Source organism: Kitasatospora sp. NPDC058243 (assembly GCF_042882025.1).
GTDB lineage: Bacteria > Actinomycetota > Actinomycetes > Streptomycetales > Streptomycetaceae > Kitasatospora.
The window spans coordinates 3,219-24,932 of the sequence record NZ_JBHVWW010000032.1; the positions used below are offsets into that span (position 1 = coordinate 3,219).

Sequence of the window (21,714 nt, forward strand, 5' to 3'; positions counted from 1 at the left end):
GGTGTGGTGTAGGGCAGCGTGTTCCTTTCCTCCCTGGGGGGTCCTGTTGGGTGGGGGGGCTGTCCCACCGCCCGGGGGGTGCCCGCGGGGGCGGACGGCAGGACCGCGTGTCCGAGTGCGCCGGTCAGCGAGGGGTTCTGCCAGGAGGCGAGCCGGGACCGGAACCGCAGGCCGTCGCTGACCCCGCCCGCCGCCCCCGCGAGGGTCGGGGTCAGGGGCGCGACCGCGCGCCAACCACCGTCCGGGGCGGGCGCGTCGGCCCGGGGCGCGGGAGCCGCGTCACCCGCGCCGCCCGCAGCACCCGAGGTACCCGGGGCACCCGAAACGCCCGCCTCGCCCGGACCGCCGGCCTTCCGGCGCCCGAGCCGGTCCCGAATCCCCATCCCGCGCTCACCCGCCTTCGTTGACGCGGGTGTTGATCCGCGCGATCTCCCGCACCCACGCGCGGCGTTCCTGGTGGGACAGGTCGAGGATGTCCTCCCGCTGCCAGTGGAAGTGGTAGGCGATGTACGCGACCTCCTCGTACAGCCGGGTGGTCGCGTACGTCACCATTCCCCCAGGCGCCCACCAGCGAGGTCGACTTCGAAGGCGCCGTCGCAGTGCGGGCAGGTCACCGCGGCGCGGGTGTGGCCCTCGCTGTTGATCCGCTGGTAGAAGTCCTGGAGGAACGCGACGTCGGTGGCGTACATCTGCTCGACAACGCCGGCGTGCACGTCGGTGACGGTGCCGAGCCGGGTGATCACGTGGCTGAGCAGCACGACGCTCAGGTACGCCGGGTTCTCCTTGACCCGCAGGTCGATCTGGGGCATGAGTTCGTCCCGCGCGGTGGCCAGGCGCATGGCGCCGTGCCGGTGCAGGGTGCCCTCGTCGTCCAGGTATCCGCGCGGGAGCTCGAACTCGAACTCCGTGTGCAGTCCGTGCCCCTGGGGGCCCCGCCCCCGCTGCGGCGCGGCGGCCTGCGGGGCCGGGGCCGCGGCGGGAGCGGGGGCGGCTGCCGGAGCCTGCTCCAGGAGTTCGTCGAGGCTGATCCGTCGTCTCATTCGACGGTGATCTCCTCGAACACGATGGTCACCGTCTCGGTCGCGGCGCTGGACTCACCGGCGGTGAGGGTGGGGCCCTCCCACCGGCTGGCCCAGGCGTTCATCAGCTGGATCCGCCGGAGCGTGGCGCCGGTGGTGTCCTTGACCTCGATGGTGAGGTTCTGGCGCGCGGTGTTGATCGCGCCGTTGTTGAGGGTCTCGTTGATCCACTTGGTGAACGCCCCGCTCTTGTCGAGCCCGCGGGTGATCGTCACCTCGCCCGGGAGCCGCGCGCCGGGCTGTTTGCGGACGATCAGCTTGCCCTGCTGGGTCACCTGCTTGTACTCGACGACGTCCTGGTCGACGGTCAGGTTGCTGATCTCCTTGACCGACTCGACGTTGTAGCCGCCGAGTTGGACGCCGAATATGTGTGTGGAGAGCGGATCGCCTTCAGCCATGACTTCCTGTCACCTTCCGGTCTGTGCTGGCCTGCTGGTCACTCGTTGACGAGGCTCGTGCTGTCCGAGAACTGGGACAGCCGGAACACCACGAACTCGGCGGGCTTCACCGGAGCGACCCCGATCTCGCACACCACCTGCCCGAGGTCGATGGACTCCTGCGGGTTGTTCTCACGGTCGCACTTGACGTAGAAGGCCTCCGCGGCCGTCGCACCGAACAGGGCGCCGCGCCGCCACTCCTCGGTCAGGAACGCCGTGATGTTGCGGCGGATGCTCGACCACAGCCGGTCGTCGTTGGGCTCGAACACCACCCACTGGGTCCCCAGGAGGATGGACTCCTCCAGGTAGTTGAAGAGCCGCCGCACGTTGAGGTAGCGCCACGCCGGGTCCGAGGAGAGGGTCCGGGCGCCCCAGATCCGGATGCCGCGCCCGGGGAAGGCCCGCACGCAGTTGACGCCGATCGGGTTCAGCAGGTCCTGCTCGCCCTTGCTGAGGCGGATCTCCAGGTCCACCGCGCCGCGGATGACCTCGTTGGCCGGCGCCTTGTGCACGCCGCGCTCGGCGTCGCTGCGCGCCCACACGCCGGCGGCGTGCCCGCTCGGGGGGACCATCGTGTTGCGGCCGGTCGCCGGGTCGAACACCTTGATCCACGGGTAGTACAGGGCCGCGTAGCGGGAGTCGAAGCCCGCCTCGTTGTTGCGCCAGTTGCGCACCTGCTGGGCGCTCAGCCCGGGCGGGGAGTCCAGGACGGCGATCCGGTCGCCCATCTGCTCGCAGTGCGACATCACCGCGAGCTGGACGGTCCGCACGCCCTCGGCGTCGATGTCGCCGCGCTGGTAGGCGCTCATCAGGTCGGGCACCGCGACCATGGTGATCTCGTCGATCGCCTCCAGGCCGGAGAACCCGGTGCGGGCCGAGGCGTCGCCGATGTACTCGGCGGGGCTGAGCCGGGTCGTGGCGGCGGGGGCGACCGGCCCGGGCGCGGGGGCGGCCGCGAGGGCGAGCGTCTGGCGCTCCGGGCGGCTCGGCGCGGTGCCCGGCTGCTCGCTGACCGCGACGAGCTTGGACTCGCGCAGCTGGGTGACGACGTAGCCCTTGGTGTTCTTGCGGGTCGAGACGTCGTACGTCTCGGCGACCTCGGTGCCCTTGCGGACCACCAGCCGGAACCGGTCGTCGGGGACGTTCTCGCCCTCGACGTCGGCGATCTCGACGGTCAGGTCGGCGCCCGCACCGGGCAGGGCCGTGAACAGGAAGCCGGCGTGGGCGGTGGGCGCGGGCGCCGATCGGGCGACCGGCGGCCAGCCGCCGGCCGTCTCGCCGGCGGGCTCGCCGATCCGCACGACGTAGACGGCGCCGCCGCCGTTGGCGAAGAAGCCGTAGACGGCGTGGGGCAGGTAGGTGCCTTCGGAGAAGCCGCCGAACTGCTGGACGTACTGGTCCCAGTTGGTCACCAGGGTGGGCTCGTGGAAGGGGCCGGTCTGGGCGAAGCCGACGAGGGCGGCGACGGCAGTGCCGACACCCTCGATCGGCCGGGCACCGGACTGGACCTCCTCCACGTACACGCCCGGGGTGAGGTACGACGGCATGCTCGCTCCTTCGGGGGTGGCCGATCAATCGCCACCGAGTCTGCTGCCGGACCGCCACCCGCGACATGTCCCCAGGTCCCGGACCAGGGGCAGAGCCGCTGCCCCGGCGGGCACCCCGGCAGGGCCTCACCGGTCGTCAGTCGGTCGCCGGCCGACCGCCGCCCGGTGCCCGCCCGGCCGCGCGCTCAGGCCCGCCCGGTGCCCCCGGAGGCACGCGACCACGGCCCGAACTCGCTCTCCAGGACCAGCCGGCCGAGCTTGCGGTACTCCCGCTCGACCGCGAACACCAGCTCCGCCATGCCCAGCGGGCGGCCCGTCTCGGCGGCCAGGTAGGCCGCGGTCACCGCGCAGGCCCGGATGGAGCCGCCGGCGAGCTCGAAGTGCCGTGCGCAGAACGCCAGGTCGAGGTCGTCGCCGCGGGGGATCCGCGGGCCCAGGCAGCGCTCCCACAGGGCGTGCCGCTGTTCCTCGTCCGGCACCGGGAACTCCGCGATGACGTCCAGCCGCCGGGTGAACGCCTCGTCGAGGTTGGCGCGCAGGTTGGTCGTCAGCACGGCGATCCCGTCGAAGGACTCCATCCGCTGCAACAGGTACGCCGACTCCACGTTGGCGTGGCGGTCGTGGGCGTCCTTGACCTGCGACCGCTTGCCGAAGATCGCGTCGGCCTCGTCGAACAACAGGACGGCGTTCACGTGCGAGGCCTCGGTGAAGATCCGCTCCAGGTTCTTCTCCGTCTCGCCGATGTACTTGTCCACGACGGTGGACAGGTCCACGACGTACAGCTCCATGCCGAGTTCGGCGGCGACCACCTCGGCCGACATGGTCTTGCCGGTGCCGGACTCCCCCGCGAACAGTGCGATCACCCCGCGTCCGCGCCCTCCGCCCGGCCGCATCCGCCACTGGCCGAGCACCTGGTCGCGGTGCCTGGCGCGCAGCGCGAGTTCGTGCAGCTGGCGCGCGGTGGGCTCGGGCAGCACCAGGTCGTCCCACCCGACGGCGGGCTCGATCCGGCGGGCGAGGCGGGCGAGCCCCGCCCCGTTCTGCGCCCGTACGGCGGCCCGCAGGTCGTCGGCGGTCACCGGGCGGTGTTCGGCGGCGGCCGTCCTGGTGGCGACCCCGGCGGCCCTGGCCACCTGGTCCTCGTCCAGCTGGTACGGGGCGACGGCCTCGGCCAGCTCGGGGCCGAGCACACCCTCGTACAGCCCTTCCGGTTCACCCGAAGGCTCACCCGCAGGCACACCCGAAGCCCCGCCCAGCGCGTGCGCCCAGCGTTCGGCGCGCTGCGCCGGGTCCAGCGGCGGGGCCACGAGCACCACCGGGCTCTCCTGCGCCCACGTCGGGTCCCACGGGCGCGACCCGTGCACGAGCAGTGGCACCTCGGCGAGTTCCGCGCACAGCTCGCGCAACAGCCCGGCCCGCTCCGGGCGTTCGGGTTCGAGCCGCTCCAGCGGGCCCAGCACCACACCGCTGCCGCTCAGCCGCGCCTCCCGGGCGAGCGCCCGGACCACGGCCTCAGGGGGGCGGGCGGCGAGCGCGGTGACGTCGACGACCAGGGCCCGGCGGCCGAGGCCCGCGAGGGCGTCGACCGCGAGCCGCCCGGCGTTGCCGCCCCGGTCCAGCAGGTGCACCAGTCCGCCGCCGTTGGCCACGGTGGCGCGCAGCCGGCGCGCGGCCTGCGGCGGGGTACCGGCGCCGGACCGGCCGACGTGGACCAGCCCGCGCAGCGCGCCGTCGGGTTCGTCCGAGCCGAGCAGATGGGCCGTCACCCGGTCGGGCAGGCGCAGGCCCCGGGAGAGCAGCGGGCGCTCCGGTTCGGTGATCTCCAGCAGGCCGCCGGCGATCAGCGGGGCCTGGGCGGTGAAGCGGAACCGGCCGGCGCCCGCCCCGGACCGCCCGCACAGTTCGAGCGCGAGCCCGATGGTCGGCCGGCGCAGGGTCAGGTCGTCGTTGAGGTACCCGTAGAGCCGTTCGAAGCGGGTGTCGAGGTCGGGGGCGAGTGCCACCAGCAGGAGTTCGAGGTCCAGCGGGAGCAGTCCGAAGCCGTCGACGAGCCGTTCGGTCCTCGATCCGGGCGGTGGCGGGGGCGGTTCCCCGAGGTCGGTGCCGGCCCGGCCCGTCGCGGCGGGCGCCGCGAGGATCCGTTCCGCCGCCTCCGGGGTGAGGTACTGGCCCCGGTACGGGTCGTCCGGGTCCGGGTCGTCGGCCCTGCGCTCGCGGACGGCGGCCCGGATCCGCTGTTCGAGGCGGCTCAGCCGCTCCCACAGGTCGTCCAGGTCGGCGGCGGGCCCGCTGGTGGCCGCCGGTTCCAGGTCGAGGGTCATCGCGGCGCACCGCCGCGCCGTCTGCGGCCCGGCGGCAGCCGGCGTTCCCGGGGCGCGGCGAAGCCGTCCGCGCCGGGGTCCGTGCCGCCCTCGTAGCGCAGCCGGCGGCCCGGGTCGGCCGGGTCGGCTGTGGCCTCCGGGGCGTCCTCGTCGCTCTCGCCGCCCTCGCCGTCCTTGCCGCTCTTGTCGACGGCGCGCAGCACGAGCCCGTCGGTGACCGGGGGCCCCGCCGGGGCACGCTGGCCGGACAGCGGGGCGAGCACCCTGAGGTCGATCGAGGGTTTCAGCTCGCCGCCGAGGGCCGACCACACGTCGGACACCGACGGCATGCCCTCGCCGCGCCCGGCGGTCTCCAGCCCGACGGTGAGCCCGAGTTCGGCGAGCGTGCCGGTGAGCAGGCGGGCGGGCAGCGCGTCGGTGGCCGTCAGGCAGCGGAGCACCTCCGACAGCAGCCGGTGCTCGTCCTGGGCCCGGTTGGTCCACGCCGTCACCAGGTAGGCCAGTTCGAACCAGCGCGGCGCGCTGCGCCAGGCCACGACCACGCCGTCGGCATCGTGCTGCTCGGCGGCGCCGGCCTGGCGGCGGGACACGTCCTCGCGGATGCCGTAGAGGAAGACGCTGACGGTGGGGGCGTTGCGCCGGGCGGCCCAGTCCCGGGTCGGCGAGTCGAAGACCAGCTCGATCCCGCGTTCCTGGAGGCCGCTCTCGACGAGCAGGAGGCGCAGCGCCTCGTCGACTTCGTGGATCACCGCCGCTGCACCTCCCCCGGCGGGCCGACGCTGCCGACCACCACGAGGAAGGGGGTGGTCACCGGGGAGAAGCCGGGGCCGCTCGCGGTGATGGTCCGGGGGCCGGTCTCGTCCTTGGCGAGGATGAGCAGCTGGCCCGCGAAGGTGCCGTCGGCCTTGGGGACGGTGGGCGCCGCGGCGGCGGTGATGCCGGGCGTCCAGGTGAGGGTCACCGGGCTGCCGGGCGGGAAGTCCACGCCGCGGACGGAGGTCACGAAGCCGGGCTTGCCGATCGGCGGCACCGCGACGATGCGGGGCTGCAGGATGCGCAGCGGGGTCCGCGCGACGTGGTCGCCCGGGGTGGCGTCCGTGCCGGTGGTGGTCAGGACGGAGGTGATGGTGGTGTCCAGGGTCGCCTCGGGGGCGAGCACCACCTGGACGACGGCGCTGCCGCCCGGGGGCAGGTCGGCCACGTCGCAGACGCCGCCGGTGCAGCCGGGGGGCATCGGCCCGGTGGGGACGCCGGCGGGCAGGCCGAGCGAGACGCGCAGTCCGGTGGCGAGGGCCTGGCCGTCGTTGCGCACGGTGTAGGTGACGGTGACCTTGCCTCCGACGTATCCGGGGTTCGGCTGGGCGCCGACCGTCACGGCCGGTCCGGCCTTCGGCGCGGGCGGCGCCGGCTGCGGTGCGGGGGCGGGGGCAGGGGCGGGCGGCGGTGGCGGGGCCGGCGGTGAGGAGACGGGCGGTGTCAGGGTCGGAGTCGGGGTCGAGGTCTGGGTCGGGGTCGGCGAGGGCGAGGCGGTCGGGGTCGGAGACGGGCTCGGGGACGGCGACGCGGCCTGGACGGGTACCACCGTCTGCGCGATGTTGTCCTCGGGCTTCGGGTCGACCACCGCCCCGGTGACCCACCAGCCGAACCGCTGGTCGCCGGCCACCGTCCCGACGACGGTGGCGGTCACCTGGACGACCGCGCCCGGGGCCAGGGTGCCGAGTTCGCACCGGAGGGCGTCGGCGGCGCAGGTGCCGGCCGTGGCCTTGAGCCCGGTGAGCCGGGCGCCCGTCGGCACCGACGCGGTGAGCGCGGTGCCGGGCGAGGGCGCCGGGCCGTGGTTGGTGACGGTGATGGCCACCGTGGTGGAGTCCCCGATCTGCATCGGGATGGTGGCGGCCGGCGCGCTCAGCGACAGGTCGACGGACTGCTGGACGCTCGGCTCCTTCTGCCGCCCCGGCAGCCTGGAGTTGACGGAGGTGAGCCGACCGGTCGCGAAGTCGTAGCTCTGCAGCGCCTCCGGCGAGTTCGCCGGCAGGGCCCGGCGGGAGGTCAGCACCAGTTGCCCGCCGTCCGCCGTCCAGGCGACGTCGCGGGGCTGGAACGGGCCGGTGGCGGAGGTGTCCGGCAGCGGGCGGCGGCAGGCGTTCCGGTCCTGGCTCAGTCCGGCGGGCAGGATCACCGTGCAGCCGTCGCCGGTCGCCGAGCTGACGAGGACTCCGTTCTGCTGGTTGAGCCCGCCGTCGCCGGTCTTGCGGTTGAAGGCGACGCGCCGGCCGTCGGGCGAGAACGCGGGGCTGTCGTCGATGACGTCGCAGGCGCCCGGGCAGGCCCTGCGGCTGAGGTCGGTGGGCCGGTCGAGGGCGTTGGCGGGCACGGTCCACACGTGCTTGTTGCCGCCGTTGCCGTTGATGACCTCGGTCCTGGTGTAGATGATCAGTTTGCCGTCCGGGGACCAGGAGGGTTGGGCCAGGGAGGCGGCCGGCTGGTTGTCGGTCGGTTCGACGGTGCCGACGATCGCTCCGGTCGACACGTCCGCGATCAGCACCCGTCCGGGGCCGGCGGCCGTCCCGACGCCGCCGGGCGAGGTCCTGGTGAAGGCCATCAGGCGGCCGTCGGGCGAGAGCTCCGGGTCGGTGTCCCAGTCCTTCGGCCCGCGCCCGGCGAGGTTCATCGGCTTCGGGTCGGAGCCGTCGGCGCCGGTCTGCCAGATCCGTTCGATCCGGCCGGCGGGCGAGTCCTCGAAGCGGGTCAGCACGATCCGCCGGCCGTCCGGTGTGTAGGTCTGCCGTTCGAACCACGGGTCGTAGCCGGGGCGGGGGTTGAACAGGGGGTCGGCCGCGGGGTCGGTGTTGGTGTCGGCGGCCGGGTCCTCCCGGAGCACGCTGACGCCCAGGTCGCGCGGGTCCGCTCCGTCGGGGCGGATGTCCGACAGGTCGGCCACGTCGGGGGTATCGGCGCTGTTGCGGTCCACGACGGGCCCGCCGCCCTTCTGGGGGCCGAGCCAGACCGGTGTGCGGACGGCGCGGTCCTCGCTCGCCACCAGTTCGGCTCCGCCGCAGAAGCAGGTCAGGGCGCGGTACACGTTCTCGTACGGCGTCGGGTCGGCGTTGAGCCGGTTGGGGCTGAGGAAGAGCACGCCGCTGCCGTCGGGCAGCCAACCGGCGGACCTGGTCCGCCAGTCGCCGCCGATGCCGGGGAAGAACGCCCGGTCGTTGGTGCCCTCGGGCGAGATCACCCGCAGCTGCGGCCCGGTCTGGCCGGCCTGGTCCCAGGTGTAGACGATCTGGTCGCGGAGGTCGGGCGCGTCCACCGGGTTCCACGCCGGTTCGACGGCGTTGCCGGCGGTCACCGCGGTGATCCGCCGCGCCGCGCCGCCGGCCAGCGGCATGACGTAGACCTGGGTGTGCGCCGGGTCCACGTCGCAGGTGTACGCGACCCACTTGCCGTCGGGCGAGACCGTCGGGTGCGCCTCGGAGTCCGCGGTGTCGGTCAGCCTGCGCAGGCCGGTGCCGTCGGTGTTGACCACCCAGAGGTCCCGCTGGGTCTGCCCGTTGCGTCCGCCGGGCTCCACCGCGTCGAACACGACGGTCCTGCCGTCCGGGGCGAGCGTCGGCTCCGCGGTGTCCATGCCGGTGGTGAGCCGGCGCACCGCGCCCGACGCCTCGCGCAGGTAGACCTGGGGCAGCGGGCCGTCCCGCAGGCTGGTGAACACCAACTGGTCTCCGCGCGCGGAGGGTTCGGTGTCGAAGTGGACGGGGCCGGGCCCGAACAGCGACGCGCTCGACGTCGGCCCGGTCAGCCGCGCCAGGCTGCGGTGGCCGGTGCCGGCGTAGACGATCCGTCCGCTCTCCTCCGCGGCCCCGGCGGCCACCGGGGCGGCGCCTCTCCCGTCGCCGTCGGAGTTCGCGGTGCCCAGCGTCACCACGGCCACGGCCAGGGACAGCAACATCGCGACGGCGGCTCGCGCCGAGCGCCGCAGGGGGCGGGGAGTGCCGGTGGCGCCGATCACGCTCAACCTCACAGACCGAGAAGGCGGTACGTCCGGCAGTCTCCCCGGCCCGGGCGCGCGGGCGACAGGCCCCTGGCACCCGAGCCGGGGGTAGCGACCGGTGCCCCTGAGGGCAATCCGGCGCCGACGCTCCGGCGGCGTCCTCAGATGAGGCCGTGGCGCATCGCGTACCCGACGGCGTGGGCGCGGTTGCGCAGTCCCAGCCGGGTGGTGATCTCGTGCAGCACGTTCTTGACCGTGCGTTCGGAGTACGAGGTCTCGGCCGCTATCTCACTGGTGTCGAGGCCGTCGGCGACCAGCCGGAGCATCTCCGCCTCGCGCGCGGTCAGGGTCGACAGGGTCAGGCCGCGCGGGTCGAGCATGGTGCGCTGGAGGCTGCCGACCCGGTCGAGCAGCTTGCCGAGGAGGTCCCCGGGCATGACGCCCTCGCCGTTGGCCAGGGCGGTGATGAGGTGGACGAGCCGGTCCTGGTCGGCGTCCGAGCGGCGCAGCACGGCGCCGACGCCGCATTCGATGATGGTCTGCAGGCCGCCGGCCTCGAAGTGGCCCACGACCAGCCCGGTCCGGCTCTGCGTGTTGAGGCGGAGCCGGCGCAGCCGGTCGGTCACGGCGTCGTTCAGCCCGTCGACCACCATCAGGGAGACCTGGGCGCGCGCGACGTCGCCTTCGGCGAGCAGTTCCACCTCCGGCCGCTGCCTCAGCTGCTGGACGACGCCCGTGTGCAGGATGATGTCCTCCGCGTACACCGCCACCTGGACCCGGCCCGGCTTCACGTTCACGCGCACCGTGGCGGGTTCGGCCGATCCACGCGGTCGGGCCTGGACGGACCTGGTCGCCCCGACGGCCTCATGGGTGGTGGTTTCGATCATCGTCATCCAACTGTTCCGTTCTGCTTCGTCTGCGTCACCGGACGCATGGTGAGGACGGCCGGGCGCCATGTCATGGGGCCGGCCGCGGGTGTTGCCGGGGGGGCGGGGTGGGGAGCGTTGGCTGGGGGCGGGGCATCGGCCCCGGGCAGGGCCCGGTTGTTCCCGCGGGCAAGGGGTGTGCCCGCGGCTTGCCCGCGGGGCTCTCTCCTGGGGGTGTCCTCCGGTCCTACCGTCACGGCATGACCGCATCCGCCGAACTCGGCCTTCCCGCGCTGACGGTGTCGCCCGGAGACGTGGCCACGACGACCCTGACGGTACGCAACGACACCGATATCGTTGAGGCGTACTCGCTGGAGGTGGTCGGGGCCTGCGCTTCGTGGACGACGGTCGAGCCGGCCCGTCTCTCGCTCTTCCCGGGGACGTCCGAGACGGTGACGATTCGGCTCGCCCCGGCCCGCTCGCACGAGGTGCGGGCGGGTGAGTTCCCGCTCGGCATCCGGGTGTTGCCCGCCGAGCGCCCCGAACTGGTGACCGTGCCGGAGACGACCGTCACCGTGACGCCGTTCCGGGAGCTGCGCGCCGCGCTCGCTCCCCGGCGCCGCCGGGGCTGGCTCCGCGCCCGCTACCGGACGTCGGTGCGCAACCTCGGGAACACGGCGGCCGTCGTGACGTTCGCCCCGGCGCAGCCCGGCGAGGACGTGCGCTTCGGGTTCGCCCCGGAGCGGCTGCGACTCGCACCGGGCGAGTCCGCCGAGACCCGGCTGCGGGTGCGCGCGCGCAAGTTGATCTGGTTCGGCAAGCCGGCCACCTGGCCCTTCGAGGTCACCGTCGGCCAGGAGGGCGAGGCCGCCAAGCCGGACGGCCCGCAGCCGGCCGAGCGGCAGCACGTGCTGGAGGGCGAGTTCGTCCAGCACGCGCTGCTGCCCAAGTGGCTGCTCGCGCTCATCGCGGCGCTGATCGCGCTGGTGCTGGCCTGGCTCACGCTGGTCCGGCCGGCGGTGCGCAGTTCCGCGAAGCAGGCCGCCGACAAGGCCGTCGAGCAGAAGGCCGCCTCGTTCACCCCGGCCCCCGTCGCGGCCCCGCCGGCCCCGGTCCCCGGGGCGACGCCGAGCGGTCAGGGGCAGCAGGGCGGCGCTGCGGGCGGCGGCTCCGGCGGTGGTTCGGGCGGCGGCTCCGGCCGCTCGGTCCCGGGGACGGAGCAGCAGTTCTCCACGACGGTCGACGTGGCCACCAACACCGGCGGCTCCGCGGTGGGCGCCTACCGGGTGGACCACGGCAAGGTCTTCCGCATCACCGACATCGTCGCCGCCAACTTCCAGGGCGACCAGGGGCTGTTGACCATCAAGTTCGGCGAGCAGACGATCACGACCATCGCCTTGGAGACCTTCCGTAACCAGGACTATCACTGGGTGACTCCCATCGAGGTCCCCGAGGACCAGACGGTGACGGCGAGCGTGGTCTGCCAGCAGCCGGGTACACCCGCCTCGGGGAAGCAGGCCACCCAGTGCCACGAACTGCTGAACGTCAGTGGGCAGTTGAGCGATATCAAGCGCTGAAACCGCACCTCTCCCTCACTTCTCTTTCACACCATGCACCTGTCAATGGAGTGCGACATTACCGGCGGGTTCAGTAGTCGTTTCTAACACCAACCCGGCCTTGATGGGACAGAGAGTGACGTGAGTGACACCCGCCCGGAAGCCCGGCGGACGCCTTAGGGCCCGCCAGGACCGGGCATCCGCCCGAACGGGCAAGCGGAGCGGCCCGTTCGTACAGTGGATCCTGCCCTTTCGCCCATGCCTGACACCTCGTCAATCATGCTGCCCGAAAGCCGGATCGCCAACCGGTCGGTCGGTCAGAAACGGGCGAACAGCCCGTCCGGGTGCCGGTCGACGGCCGTCGGCCCAGCCGGGGGCACCGACTGGCTGTAGCGCTCGGTGAGCGACCGCAGTTCGATCACCGGCCGGTCGCCGTCCCGGTTCCGGTCCCGGCCCCGTCCGCCGGCATCGCCCACGTCCGGTGGGCCCGGGTCCGGTGGGCCCGGGTCCGGTGGGCCCGGGTCCGGTGGGCCCGGGTCCGGTGGGCCCGGGTCAGCCCTTGACCACGCCCAGCGGCACCAGGCGGGCGACCGGCCGGGCCAGCCCGGCGGCCTCGGTGGCCGCGGCCACCGCGTCGACGTCCTTGTACGCCTGGGGAGTCTCCTCCGCCAGCGCCCGCCAGGAGGCCGGCCGCACCGCGATGCCGCGCGCCTCCAGTTCGCCGCGCAACTGCTCGCCGCGCACCGTCCGCAGCGCCTGGTGGCGGCTCCACACCCGCCCGGCCCCGTGGCAGGCGGAGCCGAAGGCCTCGTTGCCGGGCAGCCCGACCATGACGTACGAGGCGGTGCCCATCGTCCCCGGCACCAGCACCGGCTGTCCGGCCTGCAGGAGGTCGGCGGGCAGGCCGGGGTCGCCGGGCGGCAGCGCCCTGGTGGCGCCCTTGCGGTGGACGCACAGCCGCCGCGGCACGCCGTCCACGTCGTGGGTCTCCAGCTTGGCGAGGTTGTGCGACACGTCGTACACCAGCTCCAGGCCGACCCCGAGGGCGGTGGCGAAGGCGCGGCGGGCCGCCTCGGAGAGCAGCTGCCGGTTGGCCCGCCCGTAGTTCGCCGCGGCGACCATGGCGCCCAGGTAGGCGCGGCCGCGCGGCGAGTCGACCGGGGTGCAGGCGAGCTGGCGGTCGGGGAGCTCGATCCGCTGGCGCTGCAGGTCGCGGTCCATGGCGTGGACGTGGTCGGTGCAGATCTGGTGGCCGAGGCCGCGCGAGCCGCAGTGGATCATGACGCACACCTGGCCGGGCCGAAGTCCGAACGCCGCCGCCGTCTCCGGGTCGTCCACCCGGTCGACGGCCTGGACCTCCAGGAAGTGGTTGGCCGAGCCGAGGCTGCCGACCTGCTGCAGGCCGCGCTCGACGGCCCGGGTGCTGACCTCGCCCGGGGCCGCGCCGCCCAGGACGCCGCCGTCCTCGCAGCGCTCCAGGTCGCGCGGCACCCCGTGGCCGTGCTCGACGGCGTAGCGGGCGCCGCCGAGCAGCAGGTCGTCCAGTTCCTCCGGTCCGGACAGCCGCCACAGGCCGCCCCGGCCGAGGCCGCGCGGCACGGTGCGGTCGAGCAGGTCCATCAGGCGGGTGATCCGCTCGGGGTCGAGTTCGTCGCGGTCGACGCCCGCGCCCAGCAGCCGGACCCCGCAGGAGATGTCGAAGCCGACTCCGCCGGGCGAGATCACCCCGCCCTGGTCGACGTCGGTCGCGGCCACCCCGCCGATCGGGAAGCCGTAGCCCCAGTGCACGTCGGGCATCGCGAAGGAGGCGCGGACGATGCCGGGCAGGGCCGCCACGTTGGCCACCTGCTCCAGCGCCTTGTCCCCGGCGGCCTGCGGCAGCAGCGCGCGGCTGGCGAAGACCACGCCCGGCACGCGCATCGGCGGGCGCGGTTCGATCCGCCAGCGGCAGCGGCCCGCCTCGACCAGTGCGATCTCCACTTCGCTCACCCCGTTCCGTGCCCGCTCCGTGCCCGCTCCGTGCCCGTTCCGCGTTCCGTGCCCGGTCCGGGCCCGACCCGCTCGGTGTCGCCCCCGGCCCGCCCAGACGTACCCGGCCCGCTCAGACGTCCACCGTCACCCGGCAGGTCCAGCCGTCCGGGCCGGCGCGCAGGTCCAGGCCGTGCAGCGAGACGGCCTTCGGCACGGCGCCGACCAGGGCCGCGGTGGCGGCGTCCGCCATCCGGAAGCGGACCTCGACCGTCCGGGCGCCGTCCAGACCGCGGATCGGGCCGAGCGCCAGCCCGGCGGGGAGTTCGCCGTCGGCGTCCATCCGGTAGACGACCTCCTCCAGGACGCCCGCGAGCAGGTCCGCGTCGCTCGCCGCGAGGACGGTGCAGCCGCGCTCGCCGACGATCCGCGCGCCGGAGAGGTCCGCGAAACCGCCCACGACGGCGTGCACCAGCTCGCCGATGCAGCCCTCGACCGTCGGCGCCCAGGCCTCCACCCGCAGGTCCGCCGTGTGCGGCACGGTCCGGTGGCCGCTGCCGGCACGCCCCGCGGGTCCGCGACCGTCCACGAACGACGCCTCCCGCCCCCGTTGACGTTTCCCCCTCCAGCCTCGTCCCGCGGGGCACCCGGAGGCAACCCGGGCCGGACCCTAATCGCGGACCGAGGCGAGGTAGGCGGCGGTCAGGTCGGGGGTGGCCAGCCAGGCGGCGTGGTCGCTCGGCTCCGCGTAGGTGTTGGCGAGCCGGCGGGCGACCGTCTCGTGCTCGGCGGCAGCCGCGAACACGCCCTGCACGTGGTCCGGCACGGTGAGCATCGCGGCGGTGAACTCGACCGCGTGCCGGGCGTGTTGCCGCCAGAAGCGCTCTGCGGTGCGGCACATCCAGTCCGCGGTGTAGGGGGCCTCGCCGTGCTCGACGATCGCCCGCAGGTACGCCTGTGCCGCCCGCGCGGCGCTGTTGGCGCCCTGGCCGGCGATCGGGTCGTTCACCACCACCGCGTCGCCGAGGCCGAGCACGTGGACGGCGTCGACGCCGGTGCCCAGCTCCGCCACCGGCCGCCGCACCACCGGGGTGACGGCGCCGGACAGTCCGGCCCCGGCATCCGTCGGCTCGGCGTCCGCCCACAGCTCCGCCTCCCACGGCAGGTACTCGCGCAACAGGGCGCGCATCCGGGCGAGTTGGGCGTCGGGCGCCGGGGCGTCGCGGAACGCGTCCAGCGGCCCGCCGGGCAGCGCCTCCCACAGCAGGATCGCGCACGGGCCGGAGAGGGTCAGGGCCGGTTGCAGGTACAGCTCGCCCAGACCGGGCAGCGCGTGCATCCGCGCCCGCGGCTCGGTGGCCGGATCCGGCGAGCCCACCCCGTGGACGTACAGGCAGGAGAGCGCCCGCTTCGGCCGGTCGAACGGCGAGCGGGCGGCGTCGCGTTCGAAGATCCCGGCCAGTTCGCCGCGCCCGGCCGCGACCACCGTCAGCTCGTGCCGGCGGGCGAGCTCGCGCAGGCCGTCCCGGTCCAGCGAGCGGTACTCGACCCGGCCGCCGCGCTCCTCCAGCAGTTCCAGCCAGCGCGCCAGTTTCAGCCGCTGGTCCACCGACTGGGCGGGCTCGTCGAGCGTCATGGTGAACTCCAGCGCCCGCACCCCGGGCGGCACGGCGAGCACCGACCGGACGGCGCGGACCGCCGGCGCCTCGCCCGCCCACAGGTCCAGCCCGGCCGCCGCCTCGGTCCGCAGCGCCGGTCCGAACATCGCCTGGGTGGACAGCACCCGCCCGCCGCACACCTGCTCGGGGGTGCGCTCGGCGACCAGCGTCACCCGGTAGCCGGCCGCCACCAGCCCCAGCGCGAGCTGCAGGCCGGCCTGGCCCGCTCCGACGACGGCGATCCGGCGCATGGCGGCCTCCAGGGTGGGTGGTCTCGGCTGACGGTGCCGCCGGCGGCTCGGCTGACGGCCCGTCACGCAGGCACAGTAGCCGAGCCGCCGGGGCACGTCACCGGGGCCTCACCGGCACCGGCCACGCCCCGGCGCGGCCGGCTCAGCCGCGCAGGTGCGCGGTGAGCACCTCGACCACGGCCGCGGTCTGGTCCGCCACGTAGAAGTGCCCGCCGGGGAAGACCCGCAGGTCGAAACCGCCGGTGGTGTGCCGGTCCCACTGGGCGGCCTGGTCGACGGTGGCGTTCTGGTCGGTCTCCCCCACCAGCGCGGTGATCGGCTGCGGCACGGTCGCCTCCGGCGCGCAGCGGTACGTCTCGATGGCGGTGTAGTCGGCCCGCAGCGCCGGCAGGATCAGCTCGCGCAGCGCCGGGATGGTGAGGATCCGCTCGTCCGTCCCGCCGAGGCGCACGATCGTGTCGAGCAGCCCGTCGTCCGGCAGCCGGTAGACGGCGGTCTCCCGGGGCAGCGAGGGCGCGCGGCCCGCCGAGACGAACAGCCGCTCGGGCCCCGGGAGACCGTCGCGGGCGAAGCATCGGGCGGTCTCGAAGGCGACGGCCGCGCCCATGCTGTGCCCGAAGAAGGTCAGCGGCCGGTCCGTCCAGTCGCGCAGCTCCCGGTAGAGCTGCTCGGCGAGCTCCAGCACCGAGTCGATCGCCGGTTCGGCGAAGCGGTTCTGACGACCCGGGTACTGGACGGTGAGCACGTCGGCGTAGGGCGCGAGCGCGTTGGCGTACTCCATGTAGTAGCTGGCGGAGCCGCCCGCGTGGGGGAAGATCACGATCCGGGCGGGGGCGGAGTCGGACGGACTGAAGCGGCGGAACCACGGGTTGTCGACGGCGGCACTGCTGGACATGCGGATGCTGACCTCTCTCCGTGACGAACTCTGCTGCGCCCAGTCTCGCAGGGCCCCGCCCGGCGCGGGTCCGAAACCCGGCGGTTCGACGATCTTGAGGCCCGACGGCGGTGACGGCGATCTGTCAGCGATCTGCCGGTCAGGCCTGTGATCGTGGGGCTGTCGGCGCGGCCACGGTCTCGAATCGCGGGTGGCCCGGCAGCCCCGAATACGCCAGGAGGCCATCAGCATGTCGTCCACAACCCGCAACCGGCCGTGGGACGTTCACCGGCCGCCGTCCGCCGCCGGGAGGAGCGTCCTGGTCACCGGGGGCAACGCCGGTATCGGCTACTTCGTCGCCGAGCAGCTCGCCGGGGCGGGCGCCGCGGTCGTGCTCGGCAGCCGGGACGCCGGTCGGGCCGGGGCCGCCATGGCGTCGATCCGCTCCCGAGTCCCCGGCGCCGTGGTGCGCCACCTCCCGCTGGACCTCGCCGACCTGCCCTCCCTGCGGGCCGCCGTGGACGGGCTCGCCCTCGACCACCTCGACGCGGTCGTCCACAACGCCGGGGTCGCGCTGGACGATCCGCCACGCCGGGAGACCGGCGCCGGGCACGAGCTGATGTTCGCGACCAACCACCTCGGGCACGTCGCGCTCACCCGCTGGCTGGCCCCCCTGCTCGCGGCCGCACCGGCGGGCCGCATCGTGACGGTCGGCAGCTTCGCGGCCCGCTCGGAGCGGCTGGACCTCGACGACCTCCAGTCGGCCGTGGACTACCGGCCCAAACGCGCCTACGGCCGCTCGAAACTGGCGCAGATGACCTTCGGCCTCGAACTCGACCGACGCCTCCGCGCCGCCGGCAGCACCGTGCTCAGCCTGCTGGCGCACCCCGGCGGCGCACTCGACTCGCTCACCCCGCCCCGCCCGCCGGTCCACACGCGGACCGTCGGCGAAGGACTGCGCGGCCTGCCGGCCGGGCTCCTCCTCCAGGGCAAGGACCACGGCGCGTGGCCGATCGTCCGGGCCGTCCTCGACCCGCAGGCGCAGGGGGGCCAGCTCTGGGGGCCCCGGGTCTTCGGCCTGCGCGGCGCACCCCGCCTCGAACCCGCCCAGCCCCACCTGACCGACCGCACCGTCGCCGGCCACCTCTGGGACGCCACCTGCCGACTCGCCGCCGTGGACCCCCACCTCGGCCTCCTCTGACCACCGTTTCGGCCAGGGGACTTCACCGTTCCCGGTGGCTCAGGCACTGCCCCCGGTCACCGCCTCCGCCGGGGGCCTCACCGGGCCGGGGGCCTCATCGGGCCGGGCCGAAGTGGACGGCTGTGGCGCGGGAGCGGGAGGCGGTGTCGAGGAGCAGGACGGACGCCGCTTCCGGGGCCGGGGTCGGCGCGCCGGAGCGCGTGTGGCGGGTGAAGGCGGCGAACAGCTGGTCCAGGCCCCGGCGGTGGCGGGCGAAGACCCGGGCGGAGGCGTGGCGGCCCCGGGCGCGCTGGCCGTCCAGCGCGGTGGCGGCACCGACGTCGAGCAGCACCAGGTGCAGTTGCCGGCCCTGCCGGGCGGCCTCGCGGGCGAGCCAGCGGCGCATCCAGGCGCGGCTGCCGCAGTCGTGCACCAGCAGTGGCCCGCCGCGCCGCACGGAGGAGCGCAGCAGCCGGACGTGCTCCAGCCGGGCCCAGGGCCGGTAGACCGCGTACGGCAGGCGCGCGGGCATGACCGCCTCGCAGGCCTCGTGCACGGCGCGCGGGTCGACGGTCGGCACCGCCCCCGCCCCGGACCAGCGCCGCAGCAGCGTGCTCTTGCCCGCGCCCGGCAGGCCCGACACGACCACGACGGCGTCGGGCGGGTAGCCCACGGTGAATGCCGCCCCCGCGACGCCCCGCAGGTCGAGGACGCCGTGCGGGCGCTCCTCGGCCCCCTGCCCGCCCGGCGCCTCGGCCGTGCCCGTGCCCGTGCTGGTGCTGGTACTGGTGCTGGTGCTGGTGCCCACGTGTCCCCCGTCCCTGTCCGACGGGGAACCCTAACAACTCCCGGCCGCGGGTACGGCACTCCGGTCCGGTCACGGCAGGACGCCCCGGCAGCGGCCCCTGCCCCCGGGATCCCCCGCACCGCTGCGCCACCGCACCCGCCCTAAGCTGACGTCCCATCAGACAGGAGGCCGCAGCATGGCGGAGTCGGGGCCGACGTACACCGGGCTGGTGTTGGCGGGGCTGGAGCGGGATCCGGGGCGGGTGGCGATCCGCTGGGGGGAGGAGGCGCTGACCGCCCGGGAGTGTCTGGACGGGGTGTACCGGACGGCGCGGGCGCTGGCGGGTGCCGGGCTCGGGCGCGGGGACGGGGTGACGGTGCTGGCCGGGAACCGGCCGGAGGCGGTGCTGGTGCGGTTGGCCGCGAACCTGCTGGGCTGCCGGGTCGCGATGCCGCATCCGGACGGCCCGGTCGGGGAGTCGGTGGCGCTGGCCGGGTTCGCCGGGACGTCGGCGCTGGTCTTCGATCCGGCCCGCTGCCGGGCCGCCGCCGAGGGGATCGCGCGGGCGCTGCCCTCGGCGGGCCTGTTCGCGCTGGGGCCGTCGGCGCTCGGGGTGGACCTGCCGGCGTCGGCCGCGTCCTGCTCGCCGGAGCCGCTGACCCCGCGGTTCCGCCCGCAGGACGTGATGGCGGTGCGGTTCACCGGCGGGACGACGGGCCGGCCGAAGGGGGTGCTGCGCCGGTTCGCCCGGCCGCCGCGGCCGGCGCTGCTGTCCGGTTCGACGTTCCTGCTCTGTACGGAGCTGTGCCACGGCGGCGGTACGACCGCGGATCTGGCGCTGGCGGCGGGCGGCACGGTGGTGTTGCAGGAGGCCTTCGCCGCCGAGGCGGTGCTGGCGGCGATCGAGCGGTTCCGCGTCTCCCGGGTGTACCTGCCGCCGCACCTGCTCTACCGCGTGCTGGACCATCCGCTGCTGCGCGCGGCCGACACCGGCAGCCTGCGCCGCGTCACGTACACCGGCTGTCCGCCGTCGCCGCGCCGGTTGGCGGAGGCGACGCGGCGGCTGGGCCGGGTGCTGCACCAGACGTACAGCCTGACGGAGTGCGGGCCGGTGACCAGGCTGGGCCCGGACGAGCACCTGGACCCGCGGCTGCTGGCGACGGCCGGGCGCCCGTTCCCGGACACCGAGGTGCGGATCGTGGACGAGGACGGGACGGTGCTGCCGGCGGGCCGGACCGGGGAGATCTGCGTCCGCACCCCGACGGCGATGGTCGGCTACTGGCGCGACCCCGAGCTGACCGCCCGGGTGCTGCGGGAGGGCTGGCTGCACACCGGCGATCTGGGCAGCCTGGACGCGGCCGGTTATCTGACGGTGGCCGGGCGCCGCCCGATGGCGATCGTGGACGGGCACAACGTCTTCCCCCGGGACGTCGAGGAGCCGCTGCGCGCGCACCCGGAGGTGCGGGAGGCGGTGATGTTCGCGACGGCCGGTCCGGACCGGCTGGAACGGGTGCACGCGGCCGTGGTCACCGGGCCGGGATCGCGGGCGACGGCGGAGGAACTGCGCCGCTGGGCCCGGGAGCGGGTCGGGCCGCGGTGCGCGCCGGACTCCGTCCTGGTGCTGCCGGGGATCCCGCTGACCGGGGCGGGGAAGCCGGACCTCGACGCGCTGCGGGCGTTGGCCACGCCCTCGGAGGGCCGGGCCGTCACCCCTACAGGGGCGCGCGAGGGAGTGTGACGCGCCCTACCGATGCTTCGAGCGCCCGCGCGGGCGACCTCTCGCGCGGCGGACGACGGGAAGAACCGCCTGTGGACACTCGACCGTGCGGACCGAACTGCCGATACAACCCCGGCGGCGTTCCTCCGCACCGTCCCCAGGAGGCACTTCCTTGACCTGGCTACGCGTCCTGACCGCACTCGGAATCCTCGCCGTCGCGGCCAGTGCAGTGCTCGTCTTCGCCCTCTGCACCGCCACCGCCCGGGGCGAGCGCGCCGGTGAGGACGCACCCGACCTGCGCACGGACGCCGAAGGCAGCGGGCTCTTCCAGCGGATGGGCGGCGACAGCTGACGGACCCGCCGGCCGCCGCCCCTCCCCCACGTCAGTGCCCGGCGATGTCGTCCGGACGGACCTCGATGTGGTCGGCCGCGAGGTCGACCGCCACCCGGTGCTCCATCCCGAGCGCCTCCAGGAACTTGACCGGCAGCTGCACCCGCCCGGTGCGGTCCAGCATCACGTACTCGCGCTCGTTGACCGACTCCTCGCCGTGCTCGTCCGTGACGGTGCGGCGCAGCACCTCGCTGCTGGTCCGGCCGTCCCGGATGGCGACCGTGCGGCGCACCTCGCCCGCGACCATCGGGTCGTGGGTGACGATGACGACGGTGGCGCCGAGTTCGCGGTTGACGGTGCGGAAGGACTCGAAGATCACCCCCGCGGTCTCGGAGTCCAGTTCGCCGGTGGGCTCGTCGGCGAGCAGCACCGGCGGGTTGTTGGCCATCGCCACCGCGATCGCGACCCGCTGCTGCTGGCCGCCGGAGAGCTCGTTGGGGCGGCGGTGGGCGAGGTCGCCGATCTCCAGCGCCTCCATCAGCTCGGCCACCCGGTCGGCCTGCTGCTTGGCCCGCCCGGCCCCGGCCCGGCGCCCGCGCAGCTGCATCGGCAGGGCGATGTTCTCGGCGGCGGTGAGGAAGGGCAGCAGGTTGCGGGCGGTCTGCTGCCAGATGAAGCCCACCACCTCCCGCCGGTAGCGCAGCCGCTCCCGGGCGGACATCTCCAGCAGGTCGCAGCCGGCGACGGTGGCGCTTCCGGCGGTCGGCACGTCGAGCCCGGCCAGGATGGTCAGCAGGGTGGACTTGCCGCTGCCGGAGGCACCGACCAGGGCGACCAGGTCGCCCTGCTGGATGGTCAGCTCCAAACCCTGCAACGCCTGGACCTCGACGCCCTCGGCGCTGAAGATCCGCACCAGCCGGTCGCAGACGATGGCCGCGCCCTCGCCGTACGCCTTGGGCGAGGCGGCGGCGAGGGCCCGCTGCCGGAGCTCCTGCAAGCTGGGGGCCTCGGCGACCGGCTGCTCCTGGGGAGTGGTCTTCACCGCTCGTCTCCTGTCTCGACTGTCCTAGAGGTCCTGACGGTCCTGAAGGTCCTGAAGGTCCTGACGGTCCTGAATATCTCGACGACCTTGACGGTCCCCACTGTTCCGG

18 protein-coding genes are annotated in these 21,714 nt (G+C 74.8%); 4 read left to right on the forward strand and 14 right to left on the reverse strand.

Going from position 1 to position 21,714, the window contains the following annotated elements; all coding sequences use genetic code 11:
* Nucleotides 1-390: 390 nt before the first annotated feature.
* The 8 genes from ACFVX9_RS21425 to ACFVX9_RS21460 all read right to left on the reverse strand — a co-directional run bounded on the left by ACFVX9_RS21425 (nucleotide 391) and on the right by ACFVX9_RS21460 (nucleotide 10,262).
* Entirely contained in the window at nucleotides 391-549 is a 159-nt protein-coding gene (locus tag ACFVX9_RS21425; protein WP_347878560.1) for a DUF6760 family protein, read from the reverse strand.
* Nucleotides 546-1,040 (reverse strand): hypothetical protein, encoded by a 495-nt coding sequence (locus tag ACFVX9_RS21430; RefSeq protein ID WP_063346011.1) that lies wholly within the window; start codon nucleotides 1,038-1,040, stop codon nucleotides 546-548. The genes ACFVX9_RS21425 and ACFVX9_RS21430 overlap by 4 nt, the downstream gene beginning before the upstream one ends.
* Nucleotides 1,037-1,477, reverse strand: a complete 441-nt coding sequence (locus tag ACFVX9_RS21435; protein WP_063346012.1) for a phage tail protein — start codon at nucleotides 1,475-1,477, stop codon at nucleotides 1,037-1,039. Before ACFVX9_RS21435 ends, ACFVX9_RS21430 begins: the two co-directional genes overlap by 4 nt.
* 38 nt (nucleotides 1,478-1,515) lie before the next feature.
* Nucleotides 1,516-3,063 (reverse strand): phage tail sheath family protein, encoded by a 1,548-nt coding sequence (locus ACFVX9_RS21440; protein WP_380483805.1) that lies wholly within the window; start codon nucleotides 3,061-3,063, stop codon nucleotides 1,516-1,518.
* 185 nt (nucleotides 3,064-3,248) lie between these two features.
* Nucleotides 3,249-5,384: an AAA family ATPase gene (locus tag ACFVX9_RS21445; protein WP_380483809.1), complete on the reverse strand. Its 2,136-nt coding sequence runs from the start codon at nucleotides 5,382-5,384 to the stop codon at nucleotides 3,249-3,251.
* Nucleotides 5,381-6,133, reverse strand: coding sequence for a DUF4255 domain-containing protein (locus tag ACFVX9_RS21450; protein WP_380483811.1), 753 nt, complete (start codon nucleotides 6,131-6,133; stop codon nucleotides 5,381-5,383). Before ACFVX9_RS21450 ends, ACFVX9_RS21445 begins: the two co-directional genes overlap by 4 nt.
* Entirely contained in the window at nucleotides 6,130-9,333 is a 3,204-nt protein-coding gene (locus tag ACFVX9_RS21455) for a hypothetical protein (RefSeq protein ID WP_380483834.1), read from the reverse strand. Before ACFVX9_RS21455 ends, ACFVX9_RS21450 begins: the two co-directional genes overlap by 4 nt.
* Before the next feature lie 203 nt (nucleotides 9,334-9,536).
* Nucleotides 9,537-10,262 (reverse strand): LuxR C-terminal-related transcriptional regulator, encoded by a 726-nt coding sequence (locus ACFVX9_RS21460; protein ID WP_380371178.1) that lies wholly within the window; start codon nucleotides 10,260-10,262, stop codon nucleotides 9,537-9,539.
* A 239-nt stretch (nucleotides 10,263-10,501) separates the two neighbouring features.
* Here ACFVX9_RS21460 and ACFVX9_RS21465 point away from each other — a divergent pair, with 239 nt between their 5' ends.
* Nucleotides 10,502-11,818, forward strand: coding sequence for a hydrolytic protein (locus ACFVX9_RS21465; protein ID WP_380483813.1), 1,317 nt, complete (start codon nucleotides 10,502-10,504; stop codon nucleotides 11,816-11,818).
* Nucleotides 11,819-12,349: 531 nt separating this feature from the next.
* On the opposite strand, the gene ACFVX9_RS21470 is transcribed toward ACFVX9_RS21465, so the two are convergent.
* The 4 genes from ACFVX9_RS21470 to ACFVX9_RS21485 all read right to left on the reverse strand — a co-directional run bounded on the left by ACFVX9_RS21470 (nucleotide 12,350) and on the right by ACFVX9_RS21485 (nucleotide 16,569).
* Nucleotides 12,350-13,777, reverse strand: coding sequence for an RtcB family protein (locus ACFVX9_RS21470; RefSeq protein WP_380483814.1), 1,428 nt, complete (start codon nucleotides 13,775-13,777; stop codon nucleotides 12,350-12,352).
* 121 nt (nucleotides 13,778-13,898) lie between these two features.
* Nucleotides 13,899-14,354 carry an archease gene (locus ACFVX9_RS21475; RefSeq protein WP_380371048.1) on the reverse strand — a complete coding sequence of 152 codons (456 nt, stop codon included), beginning with the start codon at nucleotides 14,352-14,354 and terminating at the stop codon, nucleotides 13,899-13,901.
* Nucleotides 14,355-14,435: 81 nt separating this feature from the next.
* Entirely contained in the window at nucleotides 14,436-15,740 is a 1,305-nt protein-coding gene (locus ACFVX9_RS21480; RefSeq protein ID WP_380494094.1) for a styrene monooxygenase/indole monooxygenase family protein, read from the reverse strand.
* Between the two features lie 76 nt (nucleotides 15,741-15,816).
* The gene (locus tag ACFVX9_RS21485) at nucleotides 15,817-16,569 is read right to left on the reverse strand and encodes a thioesterase II family protein (RefSeq protein ID WP_063346019.1); all 753 of its coding nucleotides are present in this window, start codon (nucleotides 16,567-16,569) and stop codon (nucleotides 15,817-15,819) included.
* A gap of 229 nt (nucleotides 16,570-16,798) precedes the next feature.
* Between ACFVX9_RS21485 and ACFVX9_RS21490 the strand changes: the two genes are divergently transcribed.
* On the forward strand, nucleotides 16,799-17,749 hold the full coding sequence (locus ACFVX9_RS21490) for an SDR family NAD(P)-dependent oxidoreductase (protein WP_387983028.1): 951 nt from the start codon (nucleotides 16,799-16,801) through the stop codon (nucleotides 17,747-17,749).
* A gap of 94 nt (nucleotides 17,750-17,843) precedes the next feature.
* Here the strand turns inward: ACFVX9_RS21490 and ACFVX9_RS21495 are convergent, their stop codons facing one another.
* A complete protein-coding gene (locus ACFVX9_RS21495; protein WP_380562755.1) occupies nucleotides 17,844-18,536 on the reverse strand; it encodes an AAA family ATPase in 693 nt (230 codons plus the stop codon).
* A 175-nt stretch (nucleotides 18,537-18,711) separates the two neighbouring features.
* Between ACFVX9_RS21495 and ACFVX9_RS21500 the strand changes: the two genes are divergently transcribed.
* On the forward strand, nucleotides 18,712-20,253 hold the full coding sequence (locus ACFVX9_RS21500) for an AMP-binding protein (protein WP_380371059.1): 1,542 nt from the start codon (nucleotides 18,712-18,714) through the stop codon (nucleotides 20,251-20,253).
* 151 nt (nucleotides 20,254-20,404) lie between these two features.
* Nucleotides 20,405-20,584, forward strand: a complete 180-nt coding sequence (locus ACFVX9_RS21505; protein ID WP_363373094.1) for a hypothetical protein — start codon at nucleotides 20,405-20,407, stop codon at nucleotides 20,582-20,584.
* Between the two features lie 31 nt (nucleotides 20,585-20,615).
* Here ACFVX9_RS21505 and ACFVX9_RS21510 read toward each other — a convergent pair whose 3' ends face one another.
* Complete coding sequence (locus ACFVX9_RS21510; RefSeq protein WP_208869032.1) at nucleotides 20,616-21,605, reverse strand: ABC transporter ATP-binding protein; 990 nt, start codon at nucleotides 21,603-21,605, stop codon at nucleotides 20,616-20,618.
* Nucleotides 21,606-21,714: the final 109 nt, after the last annotated feature.

Coding starts and splice junctions, on each gene's coding strand:
- ACFVX9_RS21430 (WP_063346011.1), bottom strand. CDS start 1,040: ATGAGACGACGGATCAGCCTCGACGAACTCCTGGAGCAGGCTCCGGCA.
- ACFVX9_RS21435 (WP_063346012.1), bottom strand. CDS start 1,477: ATGGCTGAAGGCGATCCGCTCTCCACACACATATTCGGCGTCCAACTC.
- ACFVX9_RS21440 (WP_380483805.1), bottom strand. CDS start 3,063: ATGCCGTCGTACCTCACCCCGGGCGTGTACGTGGAGGAGGTCCAGTCC.
- ACFVX9_RS21445 (WP_380483809.1), bottom strand. CDS start 5,384: ATGACCCTCGACCTGGAACCGGCGGCCACCAGCGGGCCCGCCGCCGAC.
- ACFVX9_RS21455 (WP_380483834.1), bottom strand. CDS start 9,333: ATGTTGCTGTCCCTGGCCGTGGCCGTGGTGACGCTGGGCACCGCGAAC.
- ACFVX9_RS21460 (WP_380371178.1), bottom strand. CDS start 10,262: ATGATCGAAACCACCACCCATGAGGCCGTCGGGGCGACCAGGTCCGTC.
- ACFVX9_RS21465 (WP_380483813.1), top strand. CDS start 10,502: ATGACCGCATCCGCCGAACTCGGCCTTCCCGCGCTGACGGTGTCGCCC.
- ACFVX9_RS21485 (WP_063346019.1), bottom strand. CDS start 16,569: ATGTCCAGCAGTGCCGCCGTCGACAACCCGTGGTTCCGCCGCTTCAGT.
- ACFVX9_RS21490 (WP_387983028.1), top strand. CDS start 16,799: ATGTCGTCCACAACCCGCAACCGGCCGTGGGACGTTCACCGGCCGCCG.
- ACFVX9_RS21500 (WP_380371059.1), top strand. CDS start 18,712: ATGGCGGAGTCGGGGCCGACGTACACCGGGCTGGTGTTGGCGGGGCTG.